At 71.5% G+C, this 23157-nt stretch carries 22 protein-coding genes and 1 pseudogene; 9 read left to right on the forward strand and 14 right to left on the reverse strand.

Annotated features, from left to right (window positions below; genetic code table 11):
• Positions 1 to 456 (reverse strand): IS5 family transposase (locus ABT352_RS12845; RefSeq protein ID WP_350945382.1); only part of this gene is annotated, 456 nt, incomplete at its 3' end.
• Positions 428 to 763 (reverse strand): annotated as a pseudogene (locus ABT352_RS12850) (IS5 family transposase); the annotation flags it as partial. The gene ABT352_RS12845 and the pseudogene ABT352_RS12850, both read right to left, overlap by 29 nt.
• 768 nt (positions 764 to 1531) lie before the next feature.
• Between ABT352_RS12850 and ABT352_RS12855 the strand changes: the two are divergent.
• Positions 1532 to 2308: an AMP-binding protein gene (locus tag ABT352_RS12855; protein WP_350944858.1), complete on the forward strand. Its 777-nt coding sequence runs from the start codon at positions 1532 to 1534 to the stop codon at positions 2306 to 2308.
• A gap of 276 nt (positions 2309 to 2584) precedes the next feature.
• Positions 2585 to 3367, forward strand: a complete 783-nt coding sequence (locus ABT352_RS12860) for an SDR family NAD(P)-dependent oxidoreductase (RefSeq protein WP_350944859.1) — start codon at positions 2585 to 2587, stop codon at positions 3365 to 3367.
• A gap of 99 nt (positions 3368 to 3466) precedes the next feature.
• Here the strand turns inward: ABT352_RS12860 and ABT352_RS12865 are convergent, their stop codons facing one another.
• A complete protein-coding gene (locus ABT352_RS12865; protein ID WP_350944860.1) occupies positions 3467 to 4453 on the reverse strand; it encodes an ArsR/SmtB family transcription factor in 987 nt (328 codons plus the stop codon).
• Between the two features lie 66 nt (positions 4454 to 4519).
• Here ABT352_RS12865 and ABT352_RS12870 point away from each other — a divergent pair, with 66 nt between their 5' ends.
• A complete protein-coding gene (locus ABT352_RS12870) occupies positions 4520 to 5875 on the forward strand; it encodes an MFS transporter (RefSeq protein ID WP_350944861.1) in 1356 nt (451 codons plus the stop codon).
• A 56-nt stretch (positions 5876 to 5931) separates the two neighbouring features.
• Here the strand turns inward: ABT352_RS12870 and ABT352_RS12875 are convergent, their stop codons facing one another.
• The 6 genes from ABT352_RS12875 to ABT352_RS12900 all read right to left on the reverse strand — a co-directional run bounded on the left by ABT352_RS12875 (position 5932) and on the right by ABT352_RS12900 (position 11466).
• Entirely contained in the window at positions 5932 to 6573 is a 642-nt protein-coding gene (locus tag ABT352_RS12875) for an MBL fold metallo-hydrolase (RefSeq protein ID WP_350944862.1), read from the reverse strand.
• A 96-nt stretch (positions 6574 to 6669) separates the two neighbouring features.
• The gene (locus ABT352_RS12880; RefSeq protein ID WP_350944864.1) at positions 6670 to 7122 is read right to left on the reverse strand and encodes a hypothetical protein; all 453 of its coding nucleotides are present in this window, start codon (positions 7120 to 7122) and stop codon (positions 6670 to 6672) included.
• Positions 7123 to 7383: 261 nt separating this feature from the next.
• Positions 7384 to 8190 (reverse strand): IclR family transcriptional regulator, encoded by an 807-nt coding sequence (locus ABT352_RS12885; RefSeq protein WP_350944865.1) that lies wholly within the window; start codon positions 8188 to 8190, stop codon positions 7384 to 7386.
• Positions 8174 to 8581, reverse strand: a complete 408-nt coding sequence (pcaC, locus tag ABT352_RS12890; RefSeq protein WP_350944867.1) for a 4-carboxymuconolactone decarboxylase — start codon at positions 8579 to 8581, stop codon at positions 8174 to 8176. The genes ABT352_RS12885 and pcaC overlap by 17 nt, the downstream gene beginning before the upstream one ends.
• Positions 8582 to 8777: 196 nt before the next feature.
• Positions 8778 to 10256, reverse strand: coding sequence for a 3-carboxy-cis,cis-muconate cycloisomerase (gene pcaB / locus ABT352_RS12895; RefSeq protein WP_350944868.1), 1479 nt, complete (start codon positions 10254 to 10256; stop codon positions 8778 to 8780).
• 28 nt (positions 10257 to 10284) lie between these two features.
• On the reverse strand, positions 10285 to 11466 hold the full coding sequence (locus ABT352_RS12900; protein ID WP_350944870.1) for a thiolase family protein: 1182 nt from the start codon (positions 11464 to 11466) through the stop codon (positions 10285 to 10287).
• Between the two features lie 263 nt (positions 11467 to 11729).
• Here ABT352_RS12900 and ABT352_RS12905 point away from each other — a divergent pair, with 263 nt between their 5' ends.
• From ABT352_RS12905 to ABT352_RS12915, 3 genes are all read left to right on the forward strand, one after another.
• Positions 11730 to 13181, forward strand: coding sequence for a benzaldehyde dehydrogenase (locus ABT352_RS12905; protein WP_350945383.1), 1452 nt, complete (start codon positions 11730 to 11732; stop codon positions 13179 to 13181).
• Positions 13182 to 13303: 122 nt separating this feature from the next.
• Positions 13304 to 14569, forward strand: a complete 1266-nt coding sequence (locus ABT352_RS12910; protein ID WP_350944871.1) for a CynX/NimT family MFS transporter — start codon at positions 13304 to 13306, stop codon at positions 14567 to 14569.
• A gap of 241 nt (positions 14570 to 14810) precedes the next feature.
• Positions 14811 to 15908, forward strand: coding sequence for a glycerophosphodiester phosphodiesterase (locus ABT352_RS12915; RefSeq protein WP_350944872.1), 1098 nt, complete (start codon positions 14811 to 14813; stop codon positions 15906 to 15908).
• 155 nt (positions 15909 to 16063) lie between these two features.
• Here ABT352_RS12915 and ABT352_RS12920 read toward each other — a convergent pair whose 3' ends face one another.
• The 3 genes from ABT352_RS12920 to ABT352_RS12930 are packed head-to-tail and all read right to left on the reverse strand — an operon-like array spanning position 16064 to position 17771.
• Positions 16064 to 16582 (reverse strand): cysteine dioxygenase, encoded by a 519-nt coding sequence (locus ABT352_RS12920; protein WP_350944873.1) that lies wholly within the window; start codon positions 16580 to 16582, stop codon positions 16064 to 16066.
• Positions 16579 to 16734 carry a hypothetical protein gene (locus ABT352_RS12925; protein ID WP_350944875.1) on the reverse strand — a complete coding sequence of 52 codons (156 nt, stop codon included), beginning with the start codon at positions 16732 to 16734 and terminating at the stop codon, positions 16579 to 16581. The genes ABT352_RS12920 and ABT352_RS12925 overlap by 4 nt, the downstream gene beginning before the upstream one ends.
• Positions 16731 to 17771, reverse strand: coding sequence for an amidohydrolase family protein (locus ABT352_RS12930; protein ID WP_350944877.1), 1041 nt, complete (start codon positions 17769 to 17771; stop codon positions 16731 to 16733). Before ABT352_RS12930 ends, ABT352_RS12925 begins: the two co-directional genes overlap by 4 nt.
• Positions 17772 to 17993: 222 nt before the next feature.
• On the opposite strand from ABT352_RS12930, the gene ABT352_RS12935 reads away from it, so the two are divergent.
• On the forward strand, positions 17994 to 18986 hold the full coding sequence (locus tag ABT352_RS12935; RefSeq protein WP_350944879.1) for a LacI family DNA-binding transcriptional regulator: 993 nt from the start codon (positions 17994 to 17996) through the stop codon (positions 18984 to 18986).
• 43 nt (positions 18987 to 19029) lie between these two features.
• Here the strand turns inward: ABT352_RS12935 and ABT352_RS12940 are convergent, their stop codons facing one another.
• Entirely contained in the window at positions 19030 to 20592 is a 1563-nt protein-coding gene (locus tag ABT352_RS12940) for an aromatic amino acid lyase (RefSeq protein ID WP_350944880.1), read from the reverse strand.
• Between the two features lie 4 nt (positions 20593 to 20596).
• Positions 20597 to 20977 (reverse strand): phage holin family protein, encoded by a 381-nt coding sequence (locus tag ABT352_RS12945; protein WP_350944882.1) that lies wholly within the window; start codon positions 20975 to 20977, stop codon positions 20597 to 20599.
• Between the two features lie 896 nt (positions 20978 to 21873).
• On the opposite strand from ABT352_RS12945, the gene ABT352_RS12950 reads away from it, so the two are divergent.
• The gene (locus tag ABT352_RS12950) at positions 21874 to 22158 is read left to right on the forward strand and encodes a hypothetical protein (RefSeq protein WP_350944884.1); all 285 of its coding nucleotides are present in this window, start codon (positions 21874 to 21876) and stop codon (positions 22156 to 22158) included.
• 88 nt (positions 22159 to 22246) lie between these two features.
• Positions 22247 to 22642, forward strand: a complete 396-nt coding sequence (locus ABT352_RS12955) for an OsmC family protein (RefSeq protein ID WP_350944885.1) — start codon at positions 22247 to 22249, stop codon at positions 22640 to 22642.
• The last annotated feature ends 515 nt before the right edge of the window (positions 22643 to 23157 follow it).

Consider the following 23157-nt stretch of genomic DNA (forward strand, 5'->3'; position numbering starts at 1 on the left):
GCCGCGCCACTGCTTGAGGCGGTTGATGCACCGCTCGACGGTGTTGCGCTGCTTGTACGCCTCACGGTCGAAGGACAGCGGCCTGCCACCCCGGCTTCCCCGACGCAGTCGGTGGCCCCGCTGGTCGGCCGGAACTGGGATCACCACCCGGATGCCGCGTCTGCGCAGGTGCTCACGGATCGCGCGGGAGGAGTACGCCTTATCGGCCAAGACAACCTCCGGCCTGGTCCGAGGCCGGCCGCGTCGGCGGGGAACGCGCAGGCGTGTCATCACCTCGGTGAAGGCGGGCGCGTCACCGGCTTGGCCGGCGGTGAGGTGGAAGGCTAGCGGCCGGCAGCGATCGTCGGCGGCGAGGTGGATCTTCGTGGTCAGTCCACCTCGGGACCGGCCGATGGCATGGTCGCCCGGCTCGTGGGCTGGGGCCCCTTTTTTTGCGGGCCCCAGCCGCGTGCTGATGAGCCCGCACGATCGTGGAGTCCACCGACAAGGCCCAGGTCAGGTCCTCGTCCGCGTCGGCTTGGGCCACCAAAGTGATGAACACCCGCTCCCACGTGCCATCGACGGCCCACATCCTCAGCCGGTTGTAGACACCTCGCCAGTCGCCATACCTGTCGGGCAAATGGACCCACTGGGTCCCGGTCTGGAACTTGAAGGCGATCGCATCGATCACCTGCCGGTGCTCCCTCCACCGGCCGCCTCGCTTCGGCGTCCGGTCCGGAAGCAACGGCTCAATCCGCGCCCACTGCGCGTCGGTCAACGGCACACCCGGGCCAACGACCGCTGATCCAAACGAAACTGCCTAGGTCGCGCGTTCGCGCGTCCTGTGCGGCGGGCGTGAGGTTCTACATACCCCGGGCTACACATTCGTGGGTGTGAAGATACATCTCCGGATACGCAGTCCGGTGCATGTGTCGTGCTCACCGCGCGCCGTACGTTTTCCTGGTGTTCGACCGATGACGTCCAGCCTTCCGCACCGTGCCGGTCACAGTTCCGGTCCGGGACGGCAGGTCCACACCATCCCGGGCGTCTCGGTCGAGCACGCCGCGGACGTCGCGTGTCCCCGTTGATGGCCCGGGTCTCCTCGGAGGGGTGGAGACCTGGGTCATGGGCCATGCGACAGCGGGCTCGAGTCGCGCAGGGCTCGGGCCCGCCCATCGCGTCTCCGTTTTCGCGGAGGCCACGGAGGTTCGCGGAAGCCGGGGAGTCGGCGGACCGGTCGCATCGGGGGTTTCGAGCGCGAGGAGCGGTTTCAGGGGTTTCGTCGATTTCGTTGGTTTCGTCGAAGGGCGGAGCCCATGGCCCCGACGCCCGCCGGGGATGCAGGGGATTCGATGCGGAGGCACGTTTTCAACGGGGATTCGGAGCACGGGGAGCGGTTTCGTCGAGGGTGCGGGACCCGCCGACCGGGTGCACACCGGGGGTGCGGGACCCGTCGGCCCGGTGTGCGCCGGGGGCAGGAGGCCGAATACACAGTCATCTACATACATCTACGGATGCCCGCGCGGATGGAACGGCCCTACCGTCATGCGGCATGAGACCCACCTCCTCGTCAACCAGCTGCACCCTCACCGAGGCGGTGTTCGGCTACGCACACGGTCGAGGTGATCGACCCGCGCTGATCGACCTCGGTGCCGGGGTGGTGTACGGCTATCGCCGGCTGGCCGCGGAGGTGACGCGGGGGGCGTCGGGCCTGGTGAGGCGGGGAGCCAGACGGCGCCAGGTGGCCGGGATCCACGTGGACAGCGCGGTGGCCCAGACACTGGCGGTGCACACGGTCATCGCGGCGGGAGGGGTGGCGGCGCCGATCACCTCCGGATGCGAGGAGATGGCCGACCTGCTGGCCGAGTGGGACGCGCGACTGCTCATCACCACCCCGCGCCTGGCGGACGTGTCGTTGCGGGCCGTGGAGGACTCGCGGGTCCGGCAGGTGATCGCGTTCGGTCAGGCCCGTGACACCGTCGACTTCGCCGACCTGCTGCTCCTGGAGCCCGTCCCGCTGCCCTTCCTCGATCCGGCGGTGCAGCCCGCCCTCCTGATCGACGACGGGGGGGTGCTCACCCACCACGACCTGATCTCGCGGATGAACACGCTCGACGAGGGTGCCGAGCTGGGCAAGTCCGACGTCCTTCTGGTGACCTGGCCCCTGGGGTGCAGCCTGGCCATGACGACGCTGATCGGGCTGGCGCTGATGCGCGGTTCCCTGGTCGTCGTGGCCCCCGGCCTCTCGTCCGACGAGCTGTCGGCGACGATCCACGACTTCGGGGTCACCGTCGTGGCACTGTCCGACGGAGCCGTCCAGCGCGTCTGACGGCCTCCCCGAGGCGGCTTGCCGGCGTCGGCCGATCGAGGTCCACCCTTGGCCCGGACGTTGGCGGTGTGTCATCAGGCTCCAGGGGCCGGCGGCGTCCGACGTCCTCGCTGAGACGGCCTGCCGGTGTCGGCCGATCGGGTCCGGCCGACACCGGCAGGCTCCCCGAGATGGCCTGGCAGGGCTTTGACCTGGCCAGACCTCCGTCCGGCGGCGTGCGTTCCCGTTCCGCTGGGTAGTCAACGATCAGCCCGTTCGAAAAAGGGGATCGTTGTCATGGCGCGCATTCTGATCACCGGCTCCACCGACGGCCTCGGTCTCATGGCCGCCCGGCTGCTGGCCCACGACGGCCATGACGTCACCCTGCACGCGCGTAACGACACCCGCGCCGGTGACGCGCGCGACGCGCTGCCGGAGGCCGAAGCCGTCATCATCGGCGACCTGACCACCATCGAGGGAATGCGGTCGGTCGCCGTCCAGGCAGGCAGGATGGCCCGCTACGACGCGATCATCCACAACGCCGCCGTCGGATACCGCGAGCCGAGCAGGATCGAGACCGCCGACGGGCTCGCCCACGTGTTCGCGGTGAACGTGCTCGCCCCTTACCTGCTCACGGCACTCATCACCCCGCCCGATCGGCTGGTCTACCTGAGCTCGGGCATGCATCGCGGCGGGGACACCGGTCTGGACGACCTGCAGTGGACCGCCAGGCCCTGGGACGGCTCCCGGGCGTACGCCGACAGCAAGCTGCTGGACGTCGTCCTCGCGTTCGCGGTCGCCCGCCGATGGCCCGACGTGCTGTCCAACGCCCTCGAACCCGGCTGGGTCCCGACGAAGATGGGAGGTCCGGGCGCGCCGGACGACCTCTCCCAGGGGCCGGTGACGCAGGCGTGGCTGGCCGTGAGCCAGGACCCCGAGGCCACCGTGACCGGCGGCTACTTCCACCACAGGAAACCGTGTTTCGTCCATCCGGCCGCGCGGTCGCCCGAGTTGCAGGACGCTCTCCTCGACGCGTGCGCCAAGCTGACCGGTGTCTCTTTCCCGTCGCACGCGGCGTGAGCGTCCGGGGCGTCGTGTTCCGTGTCGAATGGGGCGTGAGTGTCCGGGATCGTCGTGTTCCGGGTCGCGTTCCTCATCGTGTGATCGGTCGTCGGCTCCTCAGGACCGGAGCTCTGACGGGCTGACCAGGGAGTCGCCCAGCGCGGTGCGGTGATACAGGACACCGCGACCGGTGCGGCTCCCGGTGACCAGGCCCGCCCTGCGCAGAGCGGAGATGTGCCCGCCCACGGTCCCCAGACTCAGCTCCAGCAGGGACACGAGCTGGGTGGTGGTCGCCGGGGTCGCCAACTCCAGCAGGAGGCGGGTCCTGGTCCTGCCGATCAGTCCGGCCAGGCCGTCCGGCGTCTCGGGCGGGACGCCGGTGCCCCGAGCCGGATAGCTGATCGCATACGGCCAGTGGGCCTCCAGGTAGGAGCCGATCCCGGTGGGGAACACGGTCGGCATGAAGAGCAGCCCGCGCCCGTCGAGCCGGTGGGTCTCGTCCGCGCCCCTGGAAAGCACCTCGATGACACCGTCGGGACGCCACCGGACCCGGGGGTTGAGGTCGTCGAGTGCCGCGCCCCAGCCGTAGGTCGCCAGACGGCCCGCCCGCTGGACCACGTCCCGCTCCAGGATCGCGTGGAAGCGCGGCCACGCGGGGGAGACGATCTCCTGCCAGATCGCACTCAGCGCCTCGGCGAACAGCCGTACGACCTCAGGCGAGAACAGCACGTCCATGACGGGCCGGGGAAGGCGCGGCGCCCCCTCCAGGTTCCTGGTGATCTCGGCGTGCGCCCGCGCCACCGGGGTGGCCCGCACCGCCGCGATCTCCGCCTCGAACGGGGTGTTCACCCCGGTCGGCGGCGGCGCGGGGAAGTCGGCGTTGTAGCGCCGCTCGCGGAACAGCGCCACCATGGGAACCAGTCCGGGGTGTGTGAGCAGCAGCCTCTCGTACGGCTCCCGCATCCTGGCGATCCACGCCCGCCACTCCCCGGCCTCCCGCCTGCCGGAGAGGATCCAGAGCGCGTGCTTGGTCACGATGAGCGGGGAGATGGCGAACCTGCTCGCCATGACGTCGTGCGGGGTGACCTCGATGCGGAAGACCACTGACTAACCTTTCGGATATATCCGAAAGGTTAGTCAGCCGTTCGGGTGTCTTCCACCATCGTGTCCATGACCACACAAGAGCGCGGCGCGACCTATACGGAGGTCTTCGCGAGCCGGGAGTTCCGTGTCCTGTTCGGAAGCTTCACCCTCCTGGTCGCGGGGGAGCAGGTCAAGATGCTCGCCCTGTCGGCGCTGGTGTACGCGCGGACCGGCTCGCCGGGGCTGTCGGCGGCGGCGTACATGGTGGGTTTCCTTCCCTACATCGTCGGCGGGACGTTCCTGCTCTCGCTGGCCGACCGGATCCGCCCGCGTGTGCTGATGATCACCGGTGAGCTGCTGCGGACGGTGACCTGCCTGCTCCTCGCCTTCACCGGGCTGCCCGTCTGGGCGATGCTCGCCCTCGTCCTCGCCACCGGCCTGTTCTCGCCGGTCTTCGGGGCGGCGCGCAGCGCACTCCTGCCCGACCTGCTGCCCGGCGACGCGTTCGTCCTGGCCAGGTCGGTGCTGAACGTGACGGCGGCCGGGGCCCAGATCGGTGGCCTCGCGGCGGGCGGCGCCATCCTCGCCTTCACCGGACCCGAGGGAGCACTCACCGTCACCGCGGCCCTGTCCCTCCTGGCGGCCGCGGTACTGCGCTACGGCCTGCCCGACCTCCCCGCCAGGAACGCGACGGGCGCCGGCTCTTCCGGCGCCGATACGAAGGACGCCGGCCTCTCCGGCGGTGGCCTTCCCGACGAGAACCTCTCCGATGGAGACCTCTCCGGCACAGGTATTCCGGGCGGTGGCTCCCTCACCGAGGAGAAGAGCGAGGCGGATGCCCGGACCGTCGCGGGTGGCGGCGCCGTACGGGAGACGCTGCGCGTCAACCGGGCCCTGCTGACGGACCGCCGCGTACGCGGACTGCTGCTCACACAGTGGTTGCCGGTCTCGCTCGTGGTGGGTGCCGAGGCGATGATGGTCCCCTATCTGGGAAACACCGCAGGATTCGCGCTTGCCGCCGCCTCCCTGGGCCTGGCGGTCGGAAACTTCGTCATCGCCCGGTTCGTCTCGCCCGCCGGAAGGGAACGACTGGCGTTCTCCTTCGCGATCGTGTCGGGCATCCCTCTGCTCGCCTTCGCCCTCCAGCCGGGACTCGCCGGAGCCGCGCTGATCGTGATGCTCGCCACCGCGGCGTCGAGCGCCTGCCAGCTGGGGTTGCAGCGGTGGTTCGTGGACGCGGTGCCGGAAGCCGTGAGGGGGCAGGCCTTCGGCCTGGCCGCCGCGGGAATGATGACCGGCCAGGCCGTGGGCGGCGCCCTCGCCGGCGTCGCCGCCGAGCTGACCTCCCCGCACACGGCGATCGTCCTCATGGGAGCCGTGACGGTCCTCAGTTCCCTCGCCCTGCACCGCCCCCTGAGAACCGGCGGACAGCCGCCCGCATGACGATGCTCCGCCCCAGGAGACCGGGCATGGTTCGTCATCAACAGGAGATCAGGGGGTCAGAGGTCGACGCTCTCGCCGGGGGGGAGGCGCCGGATGTCGGCCCCGAGCCGTTCGGCCTCACTGGCGAGCACGCTCTCCAGCACCTTGACGCCCCAGTCGTTGATCAACCCGTCGTGGATCGCGTACGCGCGCCGGGGTGCCATCGTCCGCAGGTAGACGATCATGTCGGGAACCGTCATCCAGGGGGCCTGGCCGGGCACCAGCAACGTCGGCACGTCGACGACGGTGAGCGCGTCGCCGGGGTGGAAGACCTCCCCGTCGACGACGAACCCGACGTTGTCCACCGGCGGCACGTCGGGATGGCTGAAGTGGTGTTTCTCTCCCACGACGGTCACCTCGAATCCGGCGACCGCCAGTACGTCCCCCGCACGCACGACCCGTACGCTGTCGCCCAACTCGGTCAGGTGCCGGGCCACGCCGGGACAGGTGTGGACGACGAGACGCGGATTCTCGGCGACGGCCGCGCGCAGACGGTCGGGTTCGAAGTGGTCGAAGTGCTCGTGGGTGACGAGCACGGCCTCGGCCCCGGTGATGGCATCGGTCTCGGGAGTCATCGCACCGGGATCGATGACGAGGCTCCGCCCGTCCTTCTCCAGCCGTACGCATGCGTGTCCGAGTTTGGTGAGTCTTATCGTCATGCGCCCATCCTGCTCACCCGCAGCGCCTCCTTGATCGGATCCGCCGAGGGCGAACGGGCACCGACGGGTCGTACGCGGAGACGGACGCCGGGCGGGTCAGGGGCGGGTCAGGCGGTCGTAGACGGTCGCGGCCGTCAGGCCGTAGGCGAGGTGCGGGACGATGTCGGAGACCCAGGACGAGGCGTCCCACTCGCGCGGGTCGGTCAGGCGCAGCGCGGTGAGGGGGGCCACGCTCGCGGCCATCGCCATCGCCGACAGTCCCAGGGCGGCCAACGGCGGCGGGACGCGACGGTCTTCGGTGAGCAGGCCGTACAGCCCGCCGACGCCCAGGCCCGTCGCGTACCCGAGCAGCGCGCCCATGCCCTCGCGCCTGCTGTCGGCGGCCTCCCCCGAGCCGAGGTCGGCACCCGCGCGGTCGGCCAGCTCGCCCGCGGCCTCGGCCGGCAACCCGCTCGCGGCCCGGCCACGTACGACCATGTCCAGGTAACCGGCGATGTTCAGCGCGGTGGTGCCCGCCGCGCCGGCGAGGATCCCCGCCACCGGGCTCACGCCCGTCGCCTTCCCGCCGGGCGCGGGCAGGCCGGATCGTGGATGTGCCCTGACCCCGTGGCGGTCCTGGCCCGTGGCCGTCGCCGCGGAACGGCTGTCCTCCACCCCTGCGACATGCGTTCTCCCCCGAGTCGGCAACGAGGTCGGTATGCCCGCCGTCGTCACGGCCAACCCCGCGCCGACCTGCGCCTTCGCGGGGCCGGAGGCAGCGGGGAGACAGCGGGGGACAGGGGCAGCGGTGGGACGGGGAGAGGGACAGGGTCAGCGGTGGGAGAGGGAACCGCTCCTGACGCCCGAGGTGTGCAGGTCGGTCTCCACCCGCGCGGCGGTGGCGAGCAGCGGCGGGAGCAGATCGCGGCGGACGGACTCCGGGGTCGTCCGGCTCGCGTGCGAGGAGATGTTGATCGCGGCGCTCACCCGTCCCGAACGTTCCCTGACGGGGACGGCGATCGAGCGCAGGCCCTCCTCCAACTCCTGGTCGACCATGGCCCAGCCCTGGGCGCGGACCTTCTCCAACTCGGTCCTGAGGGCGGCGGGGGAGGTGATCGTGTTGGGGGTGAACCGGTGTAACTCGACGCGCCCGAGGTAGGCGTCGAGGTCGTCGGGCGGCAGCCAGGCGAGCAGCACCCTGCCCATCGAGGTGCAGTGGGCCGGGAAGCGGGTGCCGATGTTGATGGTCACCCGCATGATCCTGCTGGTGGCCACCCGGGCCACGTAGACGACGTCCTCGCCGTCGAGCACCGCCACCGACGCCGACTCGCGCACCTCGGCGACGAGGCGTTCGAGGTGCGGCTCGGCCACCTCGGGCAGCGAGAGACCGGACAGGTAGGCGTACCCGAGATCCAGGACGCGGGGGGAGAGCGCGAACAGCCGCCCGTCGGTCCTGACGTAGCCGAGGTCGACGAGCGTCAGCAGGAACCGCCGGGCCGCGGCCCTGGTCAGGCCGGTCGCGCGGGCCACCTCGCTGAGCGTCAGCTCGGGGCTCGTCGCGCTGAACGCCTTGATCACCGAGAGCCCGCGTGCCAGTGACTGCACATGCTCCGAGCCACGGTCAATCGGTTCCGTCATCCCCGCCCTCCCCGTTTCCCTCGGAGCCCAGCACCGCCCGTGCCACCGCGAACGCCCGGTTGGCGGCGGGCACGCCCGCGTAGATCGCGGTCTGCAGCAGGACCTCCTTGATCTCCTCCTCGGTCAGGCCGATGCGGAGCGCGGCCCTCACGTGCATGGCCAGCTCGTTCTCGTGCCCGAGTGCGGCGAGCATGGCCAGCGTGACACAGCTGCGGGTGCGCCGGTCCAGGCCGGGGCGGGTCCAGATCTCGCCCCAGGCGTACCTGGTGATGAACTCCTGGAAGTCCGCGGTGAACGGGGTGGTCGTCGCGACGGCGCGGTCCACGTGCTCGTCGCCGAGCACGGCCCGGCGCGTCGCGTCCCCGGCCTCCCACCTCTTCGTGTCGCTCATCTCTCCGGTCTCCCCGGGCCTCCGCGCATCCACGTCGCTCATTCTTCGGGCCTCCCGCGCCTATGTCCGTCCAAGCCGCTCATTCGTCCGGCCACCCCGCCCGTGCCCCCGGCTTCCCGCCCGCCCGTGCCGCTCATTTTCCGGTCTCCCGTCCGTTCATGCCACTCGTCCGCGGTCGGTCCGCTCAGGTACGGGCTCATCCGAGGTTCTCGTGGGCGGCGAGCGCCCGGTCGACGAAGACGGCGGCGGAGCCGAGGGCGCCCGCCGGGTCGAGGGCCGCGTCGACCTCCTCGGCGCTCAGACGGACACCGGGATCGGCGAGCAGGACCTCCCGCAGCTGCGTGCCCTCTCCGGTGGCGCGGTCGCAGGCGGCGTCCACCAGTCGCCGGGCCTCGGGGGTGCCTCCGAGGCGTACGACGACCTGCTCGGCCATGAGCAGCCCGCGGGTCGCGCCGAGGTTGGCGCGCATCCTCGCGACGTCCACGGTGAGGCCCTCCAGCACCTCACGGAGCCAGGAGGCGGCGCTGCCGACGAGCCTGAACAGCTCGCCCAGCGTCTCCCACTCGGCCTGCCAGGGGCCGGCCGCGCGCTCGTGCTCCTGGACCATGCCGTCGAGGATCGAGGCGACCAGACCGGGGACGCGCTGGACACAGGCGAGTACGGACATCGAACCCACCGGGTTGCGCTTGTGCGGCATCGCGCTGGAGGTGCCCCGGCCGGGACCCGTCGGCTCGGCGACCTCCGCCACCTCGGTCTGGGCGAGCAGCTTCACGTCGTTCGCGGTCTTGCCGAGTGTCCCGGCGACGGTGCCGAGTGCGCAGGCGAGCCGGGCCACCGGGGTCCGGTCGGTGTGCCAGGGGACGACCGGCTCGGCGAGTCCCAGCTCGGCCGCGAGGAGTGGCGGCACCTCATGTCCTCGCGCGCCGAGGACCGAGAGGGTGCCCGCGGCCCCTCCGTACTGGACCGGCAGCGGCACCCGCGCGAGGCCGGTCCTGGCGTGGTCCAGCGCGCTGAGCCAGCCCGCCGCCTTCAGCCCGAACGTGATGGGTACGGCGTGTTGCAGCACGGTACGTCCGGCCATGACGGTGTCGCGGTGTTCGGACGCCAGTCGCGCGCAGGCGTCCGCGCAGGCCGACAGGTCGGTGAGGACCGGTGCGAGGGCGCGACGGGCGATCAGCATGGCCGCGGTGTCGTTGACGTCCTGGCTGGTGGCGCCGTAGTGGACGAACCGCCGCAGCTCCGGCTCGATCCGTTCTCGCAGGGCGGCGACCAGGGGGATGACGGGGTTGCCGGTCCGTGCGGCCTCGCGGCCCAGTTCGGCGACGTCGTACAGCTCGGGACGGCAGGCCGCGGCCAGCGCGGCGGGCACCTCGGCGGGGACGAGGCCGATCCCGGCCTGCGCGCCGGCGAGCGCGGCCTCGACGTCCAGCATGGCGGCGAGCCAGGCGACGTCCGACACCCGCGCCGACGCCTCGCCCCTGGCGAACATCCCTGAGAACAGGCCGGTGGACGGGCCTGAAGACGGGCCGGAAGGACCAGGCGTGCCGGACGGACCAGACGCGCCGGACGCGCCGGACGCGCCGGACGCGCCGGGATGCGGATCGGAGAACAGGCCGGGAGAAAGGTCGTCGGGAGAGGGGCCGGAGGACGGGCCGCCGGTCGCGGGAGAGATCATGTCCACCTCCGGGTGGTCCGGACGCCGCTCAGGAGCCCGTTCCCTCAAGGACGACGGCGAGGCCCTGGCCCACGCCGATGCAGATCGCGGCCAGACCGTACCCGCCGCCCCTGCGGTGCAGTTCGTGGGCGAGGGCGCCGAGGATGCGCGCCCCCGAGGAGCCGAGGGGGTGACCGAGGGCGATGGCGCCGCCGTTGACGTTCACGATCTCGGGGTCGAGGTCGGGCCACTCGGCGAGGCAGGCCAGCGACTGGGCGGCGAACGCCTCGTTGAGCTCGACCACGCTCAGGTCGGACCAGCCGATGCCCGCCCGTTTGAGTGCCGTACGGGCCGCGTCGACGGGTCCGATGCCGAACAGGTGCGGCTCGACGCCGATCACCGCGCGGGAGACGATCCTGGCCAGCGGGTGCCGCCCGGATCGGCTGGCACCCGCCTCGTCGCCGATGAGCAGCGCGGCGGCGCCGTCGTTGAGGGGGGAGGCGTTGCCCGCGGTGACGGTGCCGTCGGGACGGAAGACCGGCTTCAGGCCGGACAGGGACTCCTGGGTCGAGTCGGCCCTGACGGACTCGTCGTGGTCGAGGGCGTCGAGCGGGACCACCTCGCGCTGGAAGACGCCGCGCTCCCAGGCCGCCGCCGCGCGCCGGTGGCTGCGCAGCGCGAACCGGTCCTGGGCCTCGCGGCCGATGGCGTAGCGGTTGGCGAGGATCTCGGCGCCCTCGCCCAGGGCGACCGTCCACTCGGCGGGCATCCGGGGGTTGACCATGCGCCAGCCGAGGGCCGTGTCGTGCAGGGACCGCTCTCCCCGCTCGAAGCCCCTCGCGGGCTTGGGCATCACCCACGGCGCTCGGCTCATCGACTCGGAGCCTCCGGCGACCACCAGGGACGCGTCGCCCACGGCCACCGCGCGGGAGGCGGCGATCGCCGCCTCCAGGCCGGAGCCGCACAGCCGGTTGAGGGTCGTGCCGGGCACCGTCACCGGCAGCCCGGCGAGGAGCACGGCCATCCGTGCGACGTCCCGGTTGTCCTCGCCCGCGCCGTTGGCCGCGCCGAAGAACACGTCCTCGATCGCGGCCGGGTCGAGGGCGGGGGCGCGGTCGGCCAGCGCGCGGACGACGTGGGCGGCGAGGTCGTCGGGGCGGACGCCCGACAGGGCTCCGCCGTACCGGCCGATGGGCGTGCGGACCGCGTCGAGGATGTAGACGTCGTTCACGGTGGAGGGCTCCTGTCTGGGAGTGCTCGGAGGTCGTGGCCGCCGGTCTGAGGGTGCGCGGAGGCCGCGGGGGCCGCAGTCGCGGCGGACCTCGCCGCCGCTGTCCGCGGGGTCGATCCCTCGGTGATCGTTCCTTGACATATCCGACATAAGCGGCGTAGCTTCCGCGATACGTCTCGTTCGTTCAGGGAATCATTGTTCGCATAACGAACATTATCCCTTAGTCCTTTCCCTCGGGAGGTCCCGTGCCCCGTACGACCCTCATGGATGCGAAGACGTGGACCGGGCAGGTCTTCGGGAACGGCTGGGTGACCTCGCACGCGGGAGACGCGGCCGTGGTCGAGCCCGCCACCGGAGCCGAACTCGGCAGGGTCGGCGTGGCGGGGGCCGAGGACGTGGCGGCGGCGGCCGTGCTCGCCGTACGGGCGCAGCGGGAGTGGGCGGCGGCCTCCTTCGAGGAGCGGGCGGCCGTGCTGCGACGGGCCGGGAGGCTGTTCGAGGATCACGCGGAGGAGATCCAGGACTGGATCGTTCGCGAGGCCGGGTCGATCCGCCCCAAGGCGGGCGTGGAGACACACGTCGCCGCCCAGGAGTGCTACGAGGCCGCCGCGCTGGCGTCCCAGCCGCCGGGAGAGATCCTGCCGACCGTCAAGCAGCGGCTCAGCCTGGCCAGGCGCGTACCGGTGGGGGTGGTCGGCGTGATCGCGCCGTTCAACTTCCCGCTCATCCTCGCCATCCGTTCGGTCGCCCCGGCGCTCGCCCTGGGCAACGCGGTGATCCTCAAGCCCGACCCGCGCACCGCCGTCTCCGGGGGTGTCGCCATCGCCCGCGTCTTCGAGGAGGCGGGGCTGCCGTCCGGCCTGCTTCAGGTGCTGCCGGGAGGAGTGGAGGCGGGGCAGGCGCTCGTCGGCGATCCGCTGGTACGGGTGATCTCCTTCACCGGCTCGACCTCGGCGGGACGTGCGGTCGGCGAGGCGTGCGGGCGGCTGCTCAAGCGGGTGCATCTGGAACTCGGCGGGAACAGCGCGCTCATCGTCCTGGACGACGCGGACCTGGACCTCGCGGTCTCGGCGGGCGCGTGGGGCTCCTTCCTGCACCAGGGACAGATCTGCATGACCACCGGACGCCACCTGGTGCACTCCTCGATCGCGGAGGAGTATGTGGCCCGGCTCGCGGAGAAGGCCGACCACCTGCCGGTCGGCGATCCCGCGGGCGGGCAGGTCGCGCTCGGCCCGCTCATCGACTCGGGCCAGCGGGACAAGGTTCACAACCTGGTCACCGCGAGCGTCGACGCCGGGGCGCGGCTGGCGGCGGGCGGCACCTACGAAGGGCTCTTCTACCGGCCCACGGTCCTGGCGGACCTGCCCGAGCGCGCTCCCGCCTACGTCCAGGAGGTGTTCGGCCCGGTGGCGCCCGTCGTGCCGTTCTCCACGATCGAGGAGGCCGCCGCGCTGGCGTCCGACAGCGAGTACGGCCTGTCGCTGGGCATCCTCACCCGCGACGCGATGCGGGGCCTCGCGCTGGCCGACCTCGTTCCCACCGGGATCGTGCACGTCAACGACCAGACGGTGGACGACGAGCCGGTGGCCCCGTTCGGCGGGGTCGGGGCCTCGGGCACCGGCTCGCGTTTCGGCGGGGGACGGGCCAACATCGAGGCTTTCACCGAGACCCGCTGGGTGACGATGCAAGGAAATATCGCGACCTACCCCTTCTGATCGCCTGACCCGACTTCCCCCGACGGTGCGCCGTGACGGCGGCAGGCCGTGTCCTGACCCCCACTTGTGATGACCCAACTGCCCCTGACGGTGCGCCGTGAGGCTTATGGGAGAGTTGGGCAATGTCCGAACGGGGAGTCAGTGTGTCGCGGGCGTCGGGGACGCCGTTGATGCCGCCGGTGTCGTCTGCGTCGCGGGTTCTGCTCATCGCGGGATTCGTGCTCGCGTCGCTCAACCTGCGGCCCGCGCTCGCGGGCTTCTCCCCGGTGCTGGACGAGATCATGAACGATCTCGGGCTGAACGCCGCCGGGGGAGGGGCGATCACCACGGTCATGGTGGTCTGCCTGGGCGTCCTCGGCCCGCTCGCCCCCCTGCTCGCCCGCCGCTTCGGCCTGGACCGCACACTCCTGGCCGGGCTGCTGATCCTGGCGGCCGGGGTGACACTGCGCGCCGCGGGAAGCGTCCCGGCCCTCTACGCGGGCGCGGCCGTCGCCGGTACGGCCATCGCGGTGATGAACGTCGCGATGCCCGGCGTGGTCAAGCAGCACTTCCCCTCGCGGGTCGGGCCGTTCACCGCGATCTACGTCTCCGGCCTGGTGCTGGGCGCCGCCCTGGCGTCGGGTTCCGTGGTGCCGATCGAGCGGGCCACCGGGCTCGGCTGGCGCGAGGTGACCGCGATGACCGCGATCCCCGCACTGGCCGCGGCGGTGCTCTGGCTGCCACAGGCGCTGCGCCGCCCCGCTCGCCAGGAGGCCGCGCCCAGGCCGTTCGCCCTGCTGCTCCGCAGCCGGGTGACCTGGTACGTCACCGCCTACATGGGCATACAGTCGCTCACCTTCTACATCATGCTGGCCTGGATACCGACGATCTTCAAGGACGCGGGACTCCCCGCCGACCAGGCCGGATACATGCTCAGCCTCACCAACCTGGCCCAGGTCGCGGCCACGCTGACCGTCCCGGTGCTCGCGGGACGCGCCCGGTCACAGGTGCCGTACGTCACCGCCGCGACCGTTCTCACGATCGCCGGATACCTCGGCGTGCTGTTCGCGCCGGCCGCTCTGCCGTGGCTGTGGATGATCGTCCTTGGGGTGGGGCAGGGCGCCTCGATCGCGCTCGCCCTGCTCATCATCACGCTCCGCGCGCCCGACCCGGTCTCGGTGACCGCGCTGTCGGCCGTCGCCCAGTCCGTCGGCTACACGCTGGCCGCGCTCGGACCGCTCCTGATCGGAGCTCTCCACCAGCTCTCGGGCGGCTGGACACTGCCGCTGCTGGCGGGGCTCGGCGCGTGCGCCCTGCAACTGGGAGCCGGATTCCTGGCGGGCCGTCCGGTCACGGTGGTCGGCACGGACGGCTCACACCCGGCAGAGGGCTCACCCTCCTCGGCCTGAGCGGACGGCTCACGCCCGGCCGAGGACTCGCCCTCCCGGAACGCACGCCCCCGCCGGGCCGAGGACCCGTCCTCCCCGGGACGGCTCACGCCCCGCCGGGGACTCGTTCGTCCCGGCCCGACACCCGTTCCGGCTTCTCTCCGGCTCGGAAACCGTACCTTTACGAGTCGCTGTCCCCACGACCCGTTTCCTTTGCGAGTCGTTGTCCCACCGGCCATCTGGGCCTTCTAGCGTCCTGAACATGATCCGTAGGCTTCTGTCCGCGGCGCTGGCGGTCCTCACGACCGGTACCGTCGCCGTTGTGCTGCAGCAACCCGAACCCGCCACCGCCGAGCCCCGTGGCCGCGAACCCGTCGTCATCGGCCACCGGGGCGCCGGCGCGTACCGGCCCGAGCACACCCTGCTCTCGTACGAGACCGCGATCGCGCTGGGTGCCGACTACATCGAGCCCGACCTTGTCTCGACGAAGGACCACGTGCTGGTGGCCAGGCACGAGAACGAGATCGGCGGCACCACGGACGTCGAGAGCCACCCCGAGTTCGCGGGGCGCCGGACGACCAAGACGATCGACGGCGTCTCGATCACCGGCTGGTTCACCGAGGACTTCACGCTCGCCGAGTTGAAGACGCTCAGGGCCGAGGAGCGCATCCCCGACCTGCGTCCGAACAACACCGCCTTCAACGGACTCGCGGAGATCCCGACCTTCGACGAGGTCGTCGCGCTCGCCAAGCGGAGCGGGGTCGGCGTCTACCCCGAGACCAAGCACCCGAGCTACTTCGACTCCATCGGGCTCTCCCTGGAGGAGCCGCTGATCGAGGTGCTCGGCCGCCACGGCTGGCGCGGGAGCCGCGACCCGGTCTTCATCCAGTCCTTCGAGACCGCCAACCTGCGCGAGCTGAGGAAGAAGACCAGGCTGCCGCTGATCCAGCTCATCACCGCCACCGGCGCCCCGTACGACTGGGTCGCCGCCGGAGACCCGCGCACCTACGACACCATGGTCACCCCCGAGGGGCTCCGTGACGTGGCGGACTACGCGGACGGCATCGGCGTCGACACCAGGCGGATCGTGCCCGCCGGTCCCGACGGCCGCCTCCTGCCGCCCACCACGCTCGTCCGCGACGCCCACCGCGCCGGTCTGAAGGTCCACACCTGGACCGTGCGGAACGAGAACGCGCAGCTCCCGGTGGACTTCCGGCTCGGTGACCCGGCGAGTCCGGCCTACCCGCGCGCCACCGGCAACGTGATGGGCTGGCTGGAGAGGCTCTACTCCCTCGGCGTCGACGGCGTCTTCGCCGACGACCCGGGCATGGCCAACGCCGTCAGGGCGCGCGTCTTCTAGACCGTCAAACCCACGTGGCGAAGGTATGAGTCCGCGGTGAGGCATCCGGTCCTACGGCCGCCGCACCCGTGAACGACGGGTGCGGCGGCGAGGGCGGCGAGGACGGGGGCACTCGGCACCGAGTCGGGCGGCGAGGGCCGACCCGGTGGCTCCCGTCAGGCGACGCCGGCCATCTGCTCGGCGTCGTCCATGGGACGCAGCTCGTCGGCGTAGCTGACCGAGACGCGGCGCATCACGCCGCTGTCGCTGATGGAGTACTGGCCCAGGCGCCACAGCGGCGGCGAGTACGCGTGGATCGAGACGCTGCCGTGAACCGCGCCGGTCAGCCGGTGGATGTGGTCGGGGCCGAAGGAGAAGGACTCGCCCTCCGAGATCACGGTCTCCAGGTGCTCGCCGCCGATGCGGGGGTTGCACTCCAGAAGCGTCCCGGCCACCACGCGGACCGCCCCCGAGGAGGTGTCGTGGTCGTGCCAGCCGGTGTCGTCCTCGGGCCGCCAGCACAGCAGCCAGACGTCCACGTGGGAGTCGCGGTAGAGGGAGGCGAAGTGGCGTCCCCCCTCCTCGGGGAACTCCACCTGGTCCTGCCACCGGGACGGGTCGGCGGCCAGCTCGTTGACCAGGTCGAGGAGTTCGCGCCGGTCGAGGGCGCGAGCGGGCAGGGCCTCGTAGCTCATGAGGTCTCACCGCCGACCGGTCCGGAGACCGCGATGTCCACTCGTCCGGTGTGAATGGCGCGGTCGGCGGGCCGGGCGGCTCGTGCGCGCGGCGGGCTCGCGGCTCCGGTCGCCGGGAGCGCACAGCTCTCGCGGCCCTGGTACTGGTTCACTTGCGCGACTCCTTTCCGTTCAGCAGGCGGTTCGGGTTGGTGACCGCGATGGCGTGCCAGGCGGCGTCGCCGAGCGCGGGGTCGGGTGCGATGGCGTAGGGCTGGTCGGAGCCGCTCACCACGACGTCGACGCCGAGTTCGCGGACGATCGCGTCGACGGCGCGCGGGCCGTAGGAGGAGGTCTCCAGGAACAGGTCGGGATCGACCTGTCCCCGGCCCTCGCCGCCCCGGTTGGCCAGGCGCTCGGAGTGGAGCGGTGCCAGCCCGGCGAGCAGCGAGAAGCAGACCCGCAGGCGGGGGTGGCGGGACCGTCCGAAGGCGGTGAAGGCGTACCACGCGGCGTGCATCTGCTGCACGTACGGCACGACGGCGGGCCACCAGCCGGGCCCCTCCGGCTCGGTGGCGGGTCCCGGGTGCACGAAGAGCGGCAGGTCGCGCTCGGTGAGGACGTCCAGCAGTGGGGCGACCCTCGCCAGGCCCGCGGCGTCGCGCACCGCGGTCGCGGGCAGTTGGAGCCCGACGAGTCCGGGTCGCGCGTCCGTCCTGCCGTTCTCGACGCCACTCTCCGTGCCGCCCGCCGTGTCGCGGTCCTTCGCGTCGTCCCGTACGCCGTTGCGGATGTCGTCTCCCGTCGCGTTCCGTGCACCGTGCCGGGCGTCGTCTCGCGCGTCGCCTCGTGTGTCGAGGGTCTTGGCGAGCCTGGCGGGGGCGATCTCGCTGAGGCAGGTCGCCGCCCAGGCGCCGAAGGGCGCGGGCAGGGCGAGGGCGTCCTCGTGGTAGGCGTCGATGATCGGCCAGGCGTCCTCGGGGGGCAGGGACTCGATGCCGAGCGGGCTGGACAGCGACACGAGGGCGAGGTCGAGATCCGCGTTCAGCGCGAGGCGTCCGGCGAGGTCATGATCGGCGGGGTCGACCTCGTAGGGGGGCTCGCCGTCCAGATGGAGGGTCCAGCCGTCGAGCCGGGGCGCGGCCGTACGCCGTCTGAGCGCGTCCACGAACGCGGGCGTCCACAGATGCTGGTGAACGTCGACGGTCACGACGGATCTCCTCCTTCCACGCTTCGCGGCATTCCCTACCTAGAATAGGGGTAAACGCTCTCACCTTGCCACATCCAACAGTGACACGGTTCAGTGAACCGTTTCAGTGAACCGCTTCACCCGGCATCGTGTCAATACCTCCCGACATCTCCCGACTTCCTTCGGCGCCTCTGATCGCGCGGGGAACGCGCCCCCGAAGGTCCCGGGGAATAGGCTGGACCGATGCCCCAGCCCCGGAAACGAGCGACCATCCGTGAGGTGGCGAAGGCCACCGGTCTGTCGCCGGCCTCTGTCTCCTACGCCCTGCGTGGCATGCAGGTGTCGGAGGAGACCATCGAACGGGTGCGCCGGGCCGCGGCCGAGCTCGGCTACGAGGCCGACCCGATCGCCCGGGCCCTGGCCAGCGGCAGGACCGGCATGATCGGACTGCTCTGCGGCTCCCTGGAGGATCTCTGGCAGCAGGCGCTCGCCGTGGGCATCGGCCGCGCGCTCAAGGACAACGACCGGTACGCCCTCATCCTGGACGCCGCCGGAGACCCCGCCAGGGAGAAGACGCTCGCCAGACAGCTCCGCGACCAGCGGGTGGACGCGCTGATCGTGCAGCCGGTCGATCCCGCGGCGCCGCTCTGGGCCGAGCTGTGCGAGGGGCTGCCGGTGGTGTCGATCGGTGACGCGCTGGCCGGGGCACGCGCCGCGGGCGAGGTCGTCTTCGACAACCGGGCCGGGGTGACCCTCGCCCTGGAGCATCTGCGCGAGCGGGGGCACCGGCGCCTGGCCGTCCTCACCTCGACCCGGGCCAGCACCCCCGACCGGCCCGCGGACGTGCACGTCATGGCCGAGGCCGGGCGGCTGGGACTCGACATCGAGATGGTCACCGCCTCGCAGTCGCTGGGACCGGCCACCCGGGTCGCGGGCGAGATGCTCGACGCCGGACACCGGGCGTTCTTCTGCTTCGCCGACTCGATCGCCTACGGCGTCTACGCCGCCTCGGCCGAGCGGAAGCTCGGCATACCGTTCGAGGTGTCCGTGATGGGCTACGACGACCACCCCATGTCGGGCCTGCTCACCCCCGGCCTGACCACGGTCGACTGGGACATCGACGGCATCGTCCGCGCCGCCGTCCGTATCGTCGTGGCCGCCGCCGACGGCACCGCCACGCGCCGCCGCCGTATCGTCCAGGCCCCCCAGCTCCGCGAACGCGGCTCGGTGGGCTGACCCGGCCACGTGAACCTCACGGGTCGTGAAGAACTCGGAGGTCTCAGGGGACGAGACCGGGCAGGAGCCCGCGTGCCGCGTCGAGGTCGGCGTCCAGCGGGCGGTTGCGCATCGCCGGATCGAGCGGCAGGTCGCAGGGCAGGCCGCGCTGCCGCAGGGCTCGTACGGAGGCCACCAGCTCGCACGCCAGCACGATCTCCAGCGGTTCGGCGGCGGCGAGCGCGGAGCGGGCCGCCTGCGGGGTGAAGCTCGCGTGGTCCTCGGTGCCGAGGGAGAGCACGGCGCCGCCCAGGGTGACCGGGGCGGCCAGGTGGCGCAGCTCGGCCAGGGCGGAATGCGCGACGTATTCGAGGATCATCACCCCGGACAGTCCGGGACGTTCGGCGAGGAAGGGGAGCAGGCCCGTGTTGGCCGGGTCGTTCAGGGTGGCGAGCCTGGCCGCGCTCAGCGTCGCGGTCTGCACGAGCGCGGCCCGCAGGGCGTCGAGGGCGAGCGCGACCCGCGCGGAGTGGAAGTTGCCGTTGTGCCAGGCCCGGCCACCGGCGATCAGCGGGTTCTCGGGAGCCGCGTTCATCTCCTCGGTGATCGTTCGTTCCGCTCGTCCGAGGGCGTCGAGCACGGCTCCGTGGACCTGTGGAAAGGCCCGGTAGCCGTACGGGTCCTGGACGCGGCGCGGGCTGGTGGAGCCGACCAGGGCGCGCAGCCCGGCCGCCACCTCGGTCTGCTCGGCGCCGCGTTGCACGACGGGGGAGAGCGGTTCGAGCGAGGCCTCGATCGCCCGGAAGGAACGGGCCGCGACCGCCGTGGCGGCGGACAGGAGGACCCCCAGACGGTGACAGGCCAGCGCCGCGTCCGCCAGGGTCGCCGCGCCCGAGCTGATGAACGGCAGCGCGTCGACGGAGGCGAGCGCGAACCGGGGTACGGGATCCCCCGGCCGCGTCCCCGGAGGGCCGCCTTCGGCTCGCTCCCAGGACCGGGTGTCCCCGGTCCCGGCTCTGGCCTGGGGGCCGGTCCCGGCTCGGGTGTCGGTCCCGGCTCCGGCTCCGGCCTGGGGTCCGGTTTCGGTCCCGGTTTCGGTTCCGGTCTCGGCCTCGGTCGAAGGATTCCGGGTGTCCCCGGCTGGTGCCTCGATCCGTACGGTGTCCGAGGGCCGGGTCCAGGGAAGCTCGCCGAGGAGACAGAGCGCGGTGGTGGCGAGGGCGGTGAGGTCGCCGGTGCCGATGGCGCCGTAGGTGCGGATCGGCGGGGTGAGGCCCAGGTTGACGGCGGCGGCGAGAACGGGAAGGAGGGCCGGGTCGACTCCCGAGCCGCCGGCCAGCAACTGGTTGAGACGGACGACGAGGGTGGCGCGGGCGCGGAACGCCTCGATCGTGGGTCCGGCGCCGCCCGCGTGGCTGCGGAGCAGGTCCAGGCCGGTGTCCTCGGTCTCCACGTCCTTGTTGGCGCCCACCCCGGTGGTCCGGCCGTACACGGGCCCGTTGAGCAGGCCGGCCATCCGCCACGCCGCCTGCGCGCGGGCGGTGGAGCCCAGCGCGATCCCGGAGCCGTGGGCCGCCCGGTCGACCTGCTCGCAGGTCAGGTGGGCGCCGTCAAGGACGAAGGTCATCCGCTCAGTCGCCGACGATCGCGTCGAAGATCAGGTCGAGCAGCCAGCTGACCAGGGCGATGACGATCGCTCCCCAGAACGCGGCCCAGAAGCCGTCGACGTGGAAGGGAACCCGGAGTTGCTCGGCGATCCAGCTGGTCAGCAGCAGCAGACCGGCGTTGACCACCAGGGCGAACAGGCCGAGTGTGAGGATGTAGAAGGCGCAGCCGAGCGTCGCGATGATCGGCTTCAGGACCGCGTTGACGACCCCGAAGATGAGGGCGACGACGACGAGCGTGCCGATCTCCTTGGCCGGGCTCGCCGCGGACACGGCGATACCGCTCACGAGTTGGGTCGCCGCCCATAGAGCGGCTGCTACGACCACTATTTTGATGAGTATTTTCACGTTTCGGCATCCTCGCATGGATGGTTGGACGGGCGATAGGTCCACATCTTGAGAGTGGATATATGCGTATAACAGGGAGTCTGCTGTATCGCCCCGGCATCTGCGGCTCCGATCGTCACCGGGTGACACGGAGGCACCGGTCGCCCCGATCGACGGGACGGCGAGCCGCCCCCGGCTCCCGTGGAGAGTTTCGCATCCGTGACCGTATGCGGTCATGAAAGTGGCGAGATCCTGTCAGGCGTGCCGTTCCTCGGCGGGAAGGCCCTCCGCCGGATGGGAGAGTCCCAGGTGAGGAGCACGAATCGCCGAGGAGGGCCGCATCATGTCCGATAACCGATCGTCCGCCGACCGACAGGGGGAGCCGTCCGCGCGAGCCGGGAGGAGCCCCGGGGTGGAACCCGGGAGGGGGCTCGGGACGGGGGCCGGGAGGAGTCCCGGGGAGGGAGCCGGAACGAAGCCCGGCGCGGAACCCGGGACCGAATCGCGTCCTGTCCCCAAGCCGGGACCTCCGCCCAGGCCGGGGCCGGTTCCCAAGCCGGGGCCTCCGCCGAAGCCGGGCCCTCCACCCAAGCCCGGTCCCGGGACCGGCGCGGGGACGAAAGCCGGTGCGATGAAAGCCGGGCCGGGGACGGAACCCAAGCCGGGGACGGAAGCCGGGCCCGGGGCGGAAACCAGGTCGGCGGACATGATCGACGAAGTGGCCCCATGACTCTGTGAGACCAAGATCATCTCAGCTGGGACCATGGTCGACGGGCGATGAACGCCCTTCGGGCGTTCATCGACATGCTTTCGCGGCGCCACCACGGGAAAAACGTCGCCCCGGCCGACGCGCTGACGGTGCATACCGTCAATTGCGCATGATGGTCATATTCTCGGGGCAGAAGGGGCGTGAGGGGGTGGGTCTGTTGGAAACGGACGAGCTTGAGACGCTGTCGGCCCAGGAACTGCATGATCGCGCGGTGCACTACGCCGTGCACCACGGAGATCTCGGTTTTCTGTGGGAGTTGCTCACGTTGATCCCCGCGGCGAACGCGTCCACGGGCAGCGAGGCTGAGACGACCAACGACCTCAGCAAGGTCTCGGCCCTGCTCAGCGACGCGATGGCCTCGGGCCACGGAGAGCTGGGAGAGGCGCTGCGGCCGTTCTACATCGAATACCTCTCCAAACATCCCGAAGCCTGAGGCGAGTCCCGTTCCCGCCTCAACCCGGACGTTCCTCCGCCTGCGAGCCTCTGTAGGGTGATCGGCAGGTTCTCAGGGGAGGGACGCCATGGCACAGGTGAGAGTGGAGCGGACCGAGGACGGGTTCGTGGCGCGCAACGACCGCGGAGCCGAGGTCGCGATGGGCGGCGGTGACGAGCAGGGGATGTTCACCCCCGTCGAGCTGCTGCTCGCCGCGCTCGGCGGCTGCAACATCGTCACCGTGGAGCCGCTCACGGCCCAGCGCGGCCATCGCCTGGTCCGCCTCGCCATGACCGTCCAGGCCGAGAAGATCGAGACGTCCAGGCTGGGGCCGATCACCATCACCTACGACGTGGAACTGCCCGAGGGCGACGAGAAGGCCGCCGAGGTCCTCCGCGCCGTGGCCCACCGCGTCGAGGAGAAGTACTGCACGGTGAGCCGCGCTCTGAAGGACAATACCGAGATCAACCTCGAACTCCCCTGACGACCCCCGCCGGGCGCCCCAACCGATGCGCCACCGACCCCGAACCAATGCGATCGCCTCCCTCGACGGCACGTTTCCCCGTGCCCGCAGGGCTGACGGCGCTTCGGTGATACCGGGTCAAGGTTGGGTGTAGGCGCAAAATCAACCTTTGGATGACGCGCCCGTTGCATTTGACTAGGTAGTGTTGTTGCAGGTCGAGGGGTCTGCGAAGCCCGGGGGGAGCGTTGCAGAGACTTTTCACCGGATAAGAACGCGAGGGGGATCGCGTTCCTGAGCGGAGCCGCCCGAGTCTTGGGGGAGACGACGGCAAAGCCCGCGAAGAGGCCGGGGCCGGACAGTTGGGGGACTGTCCGGCCCCGCGTCTGTTCAAGGGCGGGTCCGGGTAGTTGGGGGATCATCCAGCCCTGTGTCTGCTCAGGGTCGGGTCAGACTCCGGGTGATCCATATGAGGTTCCGGACAGGGGCGGCCGGGATCAACCGGGGTGCGAGTGCGCTGAGGCTGCTGCTAGAGTTAC

Origin of the sequence: Streptosporangium sp. NPDC000563, from assembly GCF_040299985.1 — a bacterium.
Taxonomy (GTDB): domain Bacteria; phylum Actinomycetota; class Actinomycetes; order Streptosporangiales; family Streptosporangiaceae; genus Streptosporangium.

Coding starts and splice junctions, on each gene's coding strand:
- pcaC (WP_350944867.1), bottom strand. CDS start 8,581: ATGAGCGACACGAAGAGGTGGGAGGCCGGGGACGCGACGCGCCGGGCC.
- ABT352_RS12875 (WP_350944862.1), bottom strand. CDS start 6,573: ATGACGATAAGACTCACCAAACTCGGACACGCATGCGTACGGCTGGAG.
- ABT352_RS12955 (WP_350944885.1), top strand. CDS start 22,247: ATGGCACAGGTGAGAGTGGAGCGGACCGAGGACGGGTTCGTGGCGCGC.
- ABT352_RS12935 (WP_350944879.1), top strand. CDS start 17,994: ATGCCCCAGCCCCGGAAACGAGCGACCATCCGTGAGGTGGCGAAGGCC.
- ABT352_RS12915 (WP_350944872.1), top strand. CDS start 14,811: ATGATCCGTAGGCTTCTGTCCGCGGCGCTGGCGGTCCTCACGACCGGT.
- ABT352_RS12885 (WP_350944865.1), bottom strand. CDS start 8,190: ATGACGGAACCGATTGACCGTGGCTCGGAGCATGTGCAGTCACTGGCA.
- ABT352_RS12870 (WP_350944861.1), top strand. CDS start 4,520: ATGACCACACAAGAGCGCGGCGCGACCTATACGGAGGTCTTCGCGAGC.
- ABT352_RS12860 (WP_350944859.1), top strand. CDS start 2,585: ATGGCGCGCATTCTGATCACCGGCTCCACCGACGGCCTCGGTCTCATG.
- ABT352_RS12905 (WP_350945383.1), top strand. CDS start 11,730: ATGGATGCGAAGACGTGGACCGGGCAGGTCTTCGGGAACGGCTGGGTG.
- ABT352_RS12910 (WP_350944871.1), top strand. CDS start 13,304: ATGTCCGAACGGGGAGTCAGTGTGTCGCGGGCGTCGGGGACGCCGTTG.
- ABT352_RS12855 (WP_350944858.1), top strand. CDS start 1,532: ATGAGACCCACCTCCTCGTCAACCAGCTGCACCCTCACCGAGGCGGTG.
- ABT352_RS12940 (WP_350944880.1), bottom strand. CDS start 20,592: ATGACCTTCGTCCTTGACGGCGCCCACCTGACCTGCGAGCAGGTCGAC.
- pcaB (WP_350944868.1), bottom strand. CDS start 10,256: ATGATCTCTCCCGCGACCGGCGGCCCGTCCTCCGGCCCCTCTCCCGAC.
- ABT352_RS12920 (WP_350944873.1), bottom strand. CDS start 16,582: ATGAGCTACGAGGCCCTGCCCGCTCGCGCCCTCGACCGGCGCGAACTC.